The sequence below is a fragment of the Mesorhizobium sp. genome (assembly GCF_024509055.1).
Classification (GTDB): Bacteria; Pseudomonadota; Alphaproteobacteria; order Rhizobiales; family Rhizobiaceae; genus Mesorhizobium.
Genome location: NZ_JANINM010000012.1, coordinates 1 through 7,538 on the forward strand (window position 1 = coordinate 1; position 7,538 = coordinate 7,538).

General features: G+C 67.8%; 6 protein-coding genes. 4 read left to right on the forward strand and 2 right to left on the reverse strand.

Annotated features, from left to right (window positions below):
- Window positions 1-215: 215 nt before the first annotated feature.
- The 4 genes from Q0L57_RS00855 to Q0L57_RS00870 all read left to right on the forward strand — a co-directional run bounded on the left by Q0L57_RS00855 (window position 216) and on the right by Q0L57_RS00870 (window position 4,685).
- On the forward strand, window positions 216-686 hold the full coding sequence (locus Q0L57_RS00855) for a (2Fe-2S)-binding protein (protein ID WP_296736456.1): 471 nt from the start codon (window positions 216-218) through the stop codon (window positions 684-686).
- On the forward strand, window positions 683-1,666 hold the full coding sequence (locus Q0L57_RS00860; RefSeq protein ID WP_296736445.1) for a xanthine dehydrogenase family protein subunit M: 984 nt from the start codon (window positions 683-685) through the stop codon (window positions 1,664-1,666). The genes Q0L57_RS00855 and Q0L57_RS00860 overlap by 4 nt, the downstream gene beginning before the upstream one ends.
- Window positions 1,663-3,957, forward strand: a complete 2,295-nt coding sequence (locus tag Q0L57_RS00865; RefSeq protein WP_296736447.1) for a xanthine dehydrogenase family protein molybdopterin-binding subunit — start codon at window positions 1,663-1,665, stop codon at window positions 3,955-3,957. The genes Q0L57_RS00860 and Q0L57_RS00865 overlap by 4 nt, the downstream gene beginning before the upstream one ends.
- Before the next feature lie 245 nt (window positions 3,958-4,202).
- On the forward strand, window positions 4,203-4,685 hold the full coding sequence (locus Q0L57_RS00870; protein ID WP_296736449.1) for a hypothetical protein: 483 nt from the start codon (window positions 4,203-4,205) through the stop codon (window positions 4,683-4,685).
- A 107-nt stretch (window positions 4,686-4,792) separates the two neighbouring features.
- Here Q0L57_RS00870 and Q0L57_RS00875 read toward each other — a convergent pair whose 3' ends face one another.
- Window positions 4,793-5,554, reverse strand: a complete 762-nt coding sequence (locus Q0L57_RS00875) for a slipin family protein (RefSeq protein WP_296736451.1) — start codon at window positions 5,552-5,554, stop codon at window positions 4,793-4,795.
- Window positions 5,551-6,948, reverse strand: coding sequence for a nodulation protein NfeD (locus Q0L57_RS00880; RefSeq protein WP_296736454.1), 1,398 nt, complete (start codon window positions 6,946-6,948; stop codon window positions 5,551-5,553). Before Q0L57_RS00880 ends, Q0L57_RS00875 begins: the two co-directional genes overlap by 4 nt.
- Between the last annotated feature and the right edge of the window lie 590 nt (window positions 6,949-7,538).

Below are 7,538 nucleotides of genomic sequence, written 5' to 3' on the forward strand. Positions count from 1 at the left end.
AGGAGAGGTTGGCGGGACAGCGCCCCCCTCTGCCCTGCCGGGCATCTCCCCACGAGGGGGAGATTAGCTGTCTCGATGCCTTGCCCCTCTCCTGCCAAGCCCCATTTCCATCCGCCTAGCGTCCAGCAATCGGAGCCCGACGCCCCATGACCAGCCAGACCATCATCGATCCTCCCACCGACGGCCATTCCTTCGATGGCCAGTCCAGCCCAACCATGCTTTCCCTCCACCTCACGATCAACGGCCGCGACCATTCCCTCGAGGTCGAGCCGCGCGTCACGCTGCTCGATGCCTTGCGCGACCGGCTGCATCTGACCGGCACCAAGAAAGGCTGCGACCAGGGCCAGTGCGGCGCCTGCACGGTCCATGTCGACGGCGAGCGCGTGCTCGCCTGCCTGACCTTGGCCGCCCAGGTCGAGGGCCGCTCGATCACCACGATAGAGGGGCTCGCCGACACGGACGGAACGCTGCACGCCGTGCAGGCCGCCTTCCTCGAGCAGGACGCCTTCCAGTGCGGCTATTGCACGCCCGGACAGATCATGTCGGCGGTGGCCTGCATCCGCGAGGGCCATGCCGGCTCCGACGACGAAATCCGCGAATACATGGCCGGCAATCTCTGCCGCTGCGGCGCCTATCCCAACATCGTCGCCGCCGTGCGCCAGGCCGCACAGGAGCTCCGCTCATGAGAGATTTTTCCTACCTCCGCGCCGACTCCATCGAGGCCGCGCGCAACGCCGCCGCGTTGCCCGGCGCCATGCTGCTGGCCGGCGGCACCACGCTCATCGATCTCGCCAAATGCGGCGTCGCCGAACCCTCCACGGTCATCGACATCAGCCATATCGAAGGGCTCGACGCCATCGATGTCACGCCTGAACGCGCGTTGATCGGCGCGCTGGCCAGGATGAGCCATGTCGCCGACCATGCCGAGGTGAAGAGCTTGTTCCCGGCCGTGTCGGAGGCGCTGTGGCAGGCGGCTTCGGCGCAGCTGCGCAACATGGCGACCATCGGCGGCAATCTGATGCAGCGCACGCGCTGCCCGTATTTCCGCGATCCCGCCAACTTCCCGGCCTGCAACAAGCGGCATCCCGGCAGCGGCTGCTCGGCGATCGGCGGCGTCACGCGCGGCCATGCCGTGCTCGGCGTCAGCGAGGCCTGCATCGCCACCTATCCGGGCGACCTGGCCATCGCGCTCGTCGCCTTCGACGCCGAGGTCGATCTCGGCGGGCGCAGGCTCAAGGTCGAGGACTTCTTCCTCGCCCCCGGCGCCACGGCCGAGCGCGAGCACGACATCCACCCTGGCGAGGTGATCACGGCCGTCGAAATCCCGGGCTCGGCCGCTGCCCGGCGCTCGACCTACATCAAGGTGCGCGACCGCCAGTCCTATGAATTCGCGGCGGCGAGTGCTGCCGTCGGGCTGGAGCTGGAGGGCGACGGTCGCACCATCCGCGACATCCGCGTCGCGCTCGGCGGCGTCGCCACGAAGCCGTGGCGGGCGCGCGCCGTCGAGGAAGCGCTGAAAGGCAAGCAGCTTTCGCAAGACACCGTGCGCAAGGCGAGCGAGCTCGCCATGGAGGGCGCCGTCGACCATGGCGCCAACCACTACAAGATCGCATTGGCGCCGCGCGTGGTCGCCCGCGCCATCCTCAAATTGGGAGAGACGGCATGACCGTTCATGACATGAAACATGCGGCGTCCGACAGCGCGCGCCTCGAAGCGGTCGGCGGACGGCTGTCGCGCGTCGACGGCCCGGCCAAGATCACGGGCGCCGCGCACTACGCCTTCGAGCAGCAGCTCGAAGGGCTGGCGCATGCGGTGGTGGTCGGCGCGACCATCGCGGCCGGTAAGGTCTCCGGCATCGACACCCGCGCGGCGGAGACCGCGCCGGGCGTGCTCACGGTGCTCACTCCCGACACCATCATGAAGCTGAACGGCGCTTCCGACTGGTTCGGCAATCCCTCGCCGCGGCCGACCTACTGTCCCCTCGCCCGCGAGGTCACCTATTCCGGCCAGCATGTCGCGGCCGTGGTGGCCGAGACTTTCGAGCAGGCGGTGGCCGCGGCGGCGCTCGTCAAGGTCAGCTATGACGAGATTCCGGCCATCGTCGACCTCAGCGATGGCAAGGCCGGCGACGGCATCCCCATCGAGGCGATGACCAAGGAATGGGGCGACGCGCAGGCCGCCTTCGCCGAGGCGCCGGTGCGCGTCTGCGCGGCCTACAACACGCCGCGCGAATTCCAGGCGGCGATGGAGCCGCACGGGCTGATCGCGCGCTGGGAAGGCGAGGAACTGACCATCTGGGAACCCAGCCAGTGGCTTGACGGCATGGCGCGCACCTACGCCGAATGGTTCGGCGTTCCCTTCGAGAATGTGCGGCTGGTGTCGCCCTATATCGGCGGTGGCTTCGGCTCGAAGGCGCTGGCCCTGGCGCATAGCGCGGTGGCGGCGGCGGCGGCGAAAATGCTGAAGCGCCCGGTGAAGCTGGTGCTCAACCGCCCGCAGAACTTCACCTCCTATGGCGGCCGCGCCGCGACTCGCCAGACGGTGGCGATCGGCGCCGACAAGGATGGCCGCATCCAGTCGATCGTGCATCGCGGCATCAACGAGACGGCGGTCGACGGCATGTGGGTCGAGCCGCTCGGCTCGGTCACCTCGATCATGTACGCCACGCCCAACTTCTCCTCGAAGCAGAATGTTGTGCGGGTGAACACGGTGGTGCCGGGGGCCAAACGCGCGCCAGGCGAAAACCCCAGCGCCTTCGGCATCGAAAGCGCCATCGACGAGCTTGCCCATGAACTCGGCATGGACCCGCTGGAGATGCGGCTGATCAACTATGCCGAGCAGGACCCGCACGCGAAAAAGGCGTGGTCGACAAGGCAGCTGCGCGAAGCCTTTGCCGCAGGGGCGGAAGCCTTCGGCTGGGCGAAGCGCTCGCGCGAGCCGCGCTCGATGCGCGACGGCCACCAGCTCATAGGCTGGGGCGTGGCGGCCGGCACCTATCCGGTGCGGCGCGCGCATGGCGAGGCGGTGGTGAAGATCCTCGCCGACGGCTCGGTCGTGGTCGAAAGCTCCTCCATCGACATGGGCCAGGGCACCTACACGATCCTGGCGCAGACGGCGGCCGAAACGCTCGGCGTGCCGGTGAGCCAGGTGTCGGTGAAGCTCGGCGATTCCCACTTCGCCCGCGCGGGCGTCACCGGCGGCTCGCGGCTCGCCGGCGTCATGACCGGCGCCGTCTACAAGGCGGCCGGCCAGGCGCTGGACGAACTGGTGGGGCTCGCGCTCTCAGACCCGCGCTCGCCCTTCCAGAAGCTGCAGGCTAACACGCTGCAGGTGCGGGACGGCCGCATCGCCTCGCCGCGCGGCGAAGGACCGGAACTGTCGATCGCCGAACTGATGTCGGCCCTTGGCCGCGACCGGATCGAGGCCAAGGGCGACACGCTGCCGGCGAACACGACGCCACAGGAGCGTTACGCGAACTACACCACCATCGCCAAGTCGATCCCGCATACCGAGGGCGAGTGGTCGCGCCATTCCTGGTGCGCCCATTTCGTCGAGGTGCGGGTGGACGAGGATTTCGGCACCGTGCGCGTGTCGCGCGTGGTGTCGGCGCTGGATTCGGGCCGGCTCTACAACCCGAAGCTGGCCGAGAGCCAGTGGAAGGGCGGCATCATCATGGGCATTGGCCAGGCGCTGCTGGAAGAAGGCATCGTCGACCGCCGCCACGGCCGCATCGTCAACGGCAACCTCGCCGACTACATGCTGCCGACCAATGCCGACATCCCCGACATCCAGACGATCTCGGTCGGCATCCCCGACCCGCACTCCTCGGCGCTCGGCGGCAAGGGCGTGGGCGAACTGGCGATCGTGGGAATAGCGCCGGCGATCGCCAACGCGGTGTTCCACGCCACGGGAAAGAGGGTGCGGGACCTGCCGATCACGCTGGAGAAGCTGATCTAGCGCTGGCGCGAGGCACCCCCCCTCTGCCCTGCCGGGCAGAGGGGGGCAAAGGAGCGCGGCCTCTTTCGCTTCGTCATTCTAGGGCGAAGCAAGGAGCGGAGCGACGCGCGCAGACCCTAGAATGACGAAAAGATAGGGCTGCGCACCATGGCCCCTGCCACCCCCCTTCCCTGGACGGGAGAGATTGAGCGCTCGCCGGCTTTCGCCATTTTCTGTATCGTCCCGCCATCACAGGGGGACGATCAATGAAAATCGCATCGGCATCACTCATCCTGGCGCTCGCCACCCTGCCCGCCCATGCGAGCTCCTGCTCGTGGTCGGCCGCGATGGAGGAGGACGAAGGCGGCAGCGTGATGACGGCTTCGGTGTGCGGCGGGGCGAAGGCCGACGCGCATCTGATGCTGACCTGTTTCGCCAAGCCAGTGCTGAGCTACGATCTCGGCCCGTCCAGCCCACAGCTCGATCCCGGCATCAGCGCGGATTTCACCTTCAAGGCCGACGGCAAGAGCGAGACCAGGACGCTGCAGCTCGAGGCGATGTACAATTATTTCACGACCGAACTGCCGGACGCGAAGGACCCGCTGCTTGCGCTCTTGCGCGGCAAGGGCGAGGTGACGGTTTCGGCCGACAAATATGGCGAGGCGGCCTTTCCGCTGAAAGGCTCCGGCCCGGCCATCGGCAAGGTGCTGGCACAATGCGGCAAGGGATCGGGCGGCGACGCCGATTGAGCTCCCACCTTGAGGCGGAGATGGTCGGCAGGCCAGAGGGGGGTGCGACGGAGCGCGGCCTCTTCCACTTCGGCCGCTTCGCGGCCCCCTCCCCTCGAGGGCGGAGATCACGCCTTCCCCTGCCCCTTCAGGAACTGGCTGAGCAGATCCACCGGCAGCGGGAAGACCACCGTCGAGGAGCGCTCGCCGGCGATGTCGTGCAGGGCCTCGAAATAGCGAAGCTGCATGGCCTGCGGCTCGGCCGCCAGCATGCGGCCGGCCTCGACGAGCTTTGCCGCCGCCTGCTGCTCGCCGTCGGCGTTGATCACCTTGGCGCGCCGCAGCCGCTCGGCCTCGGCCTGCTTGGCGATGGCGCGGACCATGCTCTCGTTGAGGTCGACATGCTTGATCTCGACGTTGGAGACCTTGATGCCCCAGGCGTCGGTGCGCTGGTCGAGTATCTCCTGGATGTCGCTGTTGAGCTTGTCGCGCTCGGCCAGCATCTCGTCGAGCTCGTGCTTGCCAAGCACGGAGCGCAGCGTGGTCTGCGCCAGCTGGTTGGTGGCGACCATGAAATCCTCGACCTGGATGATGGCGCGCTCGGCATCGACGATGCGGAAATAGAGCACCGCGTTGACCTTCACCGAGACGTTGTCGCGCGAGATGACGTCCTGCGGCGGCACGTCCTGCACCACCACGCGCAGGTCCACCCGCACCATCTGCTGGACGAAGGGCACGAGGATGATGAGGCCCGGCCCCTTGACCCCCGTGAAGCGGCCCAGCGTGAAGACCACGCCGCGCTGATATTCCCTGAGAATGCGAATGGACGCCGACAGGAACATCAGCACCAGGAAGGCAACGATCAGATAGGCCACATAGCTGACCATCATTGTCTTGCTCCGTTGTTTGCCGCCCGCTTGTCCGCGAGGGCGCGCCGCCGCACCGTCAGCACGAGATCGCTGATGGCTGTCACCTCGACGCTGTCGCCCGGCGCCACCGGTTCGTCGGCTTTCGCGCGCCAGCGTTCGCCGAGCGCCAGCACATGGCCCTGGCCGCCCTGCCAGTCGAGAATTTCCGCCGGCTGGCCGCGCATGGCTTCGCCGCCGACGCGCGGCGGATTGCGGCGCGCCGCCCATACGTAGGTGCCTGCAAGCAGCGCCAGGCCGAGCGTGACGGCGGCGGCCGCGCCGGTGACGGCCCACGACACTTCGAAGCCGGGCCCCTCGACCTTGAGCAGCATGGCGGAGCCGAGCAGGAAGGCCGCCACGCCGCCCACCCCCAGCACGACGGTGGGATTGAAGGCCTCGACGATCAGGAAGGCGACGCCGAGCAGCATCAGCGCAAGGCCGGTATAGTTGATCGGCAGGAGATCGAGCGCATAGAGACCGAGCACGAGGCAGATGGTGCCCAGCACGCCGGGAGCCACCGCGCCGGGACTGGTGAACTCGAAGACGATCCCGTAGACGCCGACCAGCATCAGGACGATGGCGATGTTCGGATCGGTGATGACGCTGAGGAGCTGGATGAACCAGCCCGGGTCCAGCGTCTCGACAGGCAGGCCCTTTGTCGCCAGCACCATTTTCTTGCCGGCCACCTCGACGGTGCGGCCATCGGCAAGCTGCAGCAGTTCGGTCGTGTCGCGGGCAACGAAGTCGATGACATGCTGCTGCAAAGCAGCGCTCGCCGAAAGGCTCGCCGCCTCGCGCACGGCCTTCTCGCCCCAGTCGCCATTGCGCCCGCGCAGTTCGGCGAGCGAGCGGATCAGCGCCACCGCGTCATTGGTCACCTTGGCCATCTCCGCGTCGCCAGGTGGCCGCCCGGTGGCGTCCTTCTGCCCGGGGCCGTTGTCCTTCTCGCCGCCGGGAAGCGACGGCAGCCCGCCGATCTCGATCGGCGTCGCCGCGCCCAGATTGGTGCCCGGCGCCATCGCCGCCACATGGGTCGCGTAGAGAATGTAGGTGCCGGCGCTTGCCGCATGGCCGCCGGCTGGCGCGACATAGCCGATGACCGGGACCGGAGACGCCAGGATATCGGCGATCATCTCGCGCATCGAGGTGACCAGCCCGCCCGGCGTGTCGAGCTGCAGGATGAGGACCGCCGCGTCGCGCTTCGCGGCGGTGCCAAGCGCCTCATGGAGCTGCCGCGCGGTCGCCGGACCGATGGCGCCGTCAATGGCAACGCTCAACGCCACCCTCTCGCCGGTCGCTCCGGTCGAAGAGAAGGAAGAAAGCATCGCCGCGGCCACGCAAGCCGCGGCAAAAAGGGCCATCCGCGCGAGTTTCACGCTCAAAGCTCCCTGGATTCAATATGGGTGCGCCTTTTGGCGAAGTCCAATGAGGGCGGCGAAGTATTGCAACTTTGGCGATTGGCGAGAGCGCCCGGGTGCGTAATCTCCCCCCAAGTGGGGGAGATGGCCGGCAGGCCAGAGGGGGGCGCTGTCCGGCAGACCTATCCCTCGTCATCCTAGGGCGGAGCAAGGAGCGAAGCGACGCGCGCAGACCCTAGGATCCATGCCGTTACTTCTGAGCGCCGCCACGGTGTAGAGATGTTCACCCGAGTGCCGCGAGAGCGTTCGGCCAAGTCTGGATGGTGCTGTCGATCAGTTCCCCTGGTGCGGCCGTCGGTTGAAAACGCCTCGCAGGGAAAAAACGGCCGTTGCGGCTGCTGGGCGTGAGCCTCGACAGGCCTTGGCTGCCGTCGCAGGAGGCGACCCATCCTGCGAAGCTGCATCCAGAAGCAGACGTCACGGCATGGATTCCAGGGTCTGCGCGCGTCGCTTCGCTCCTTGCTCCGCCCTAGAATGACGAAGGGATGGGCTTGCGGGACAGCGCCCCCCTCTGTCCTGCCGGACATCTCCCCCACTTGGGGGGAGAT

What these genes read in the sequence shown, in the direction of transcription:
- Q0L57_RS00855 (WP_296736456.1), top strand. Translation starts at nt 216, where the DNA reads ATGCTTTCCCTCCACCTCACGATCAACGGCCGCGACCATTCCCTCGAG.
- Q0L57_RS00865 (WP_296736447.1), top strand. Translation starts at nt 1,663, where the DNA reads ATGACCGTTCATGACATGAAACATGCGGCGTCCGACAGCGCGCGCCTC.
- Q0L57_RS00875 (WP_296736451.1), bottom strand. Translation starts at nt 5,554, where the DNA reads ATGATGGTCAGCTATGTGGCCTATCTGATCGTTGCCTTCCTGGTGCTG.
- Q0L57_RS00870 (WP_296736449.1), top strand. Translation starts at nt 4,203, where the DNA reads ATGAAAATCGCATCGGCATCACTCATCCTGGCGCTCGCCACCCTGCCC.
- Q0L57_RS00860 (WP_296736445.1), top strand. Translation starts at nt 683, where the DNA reads ATGAGAGATTTTTCCTACCTCCGCGCCGACTCCATCGAGGCCGCGCGC.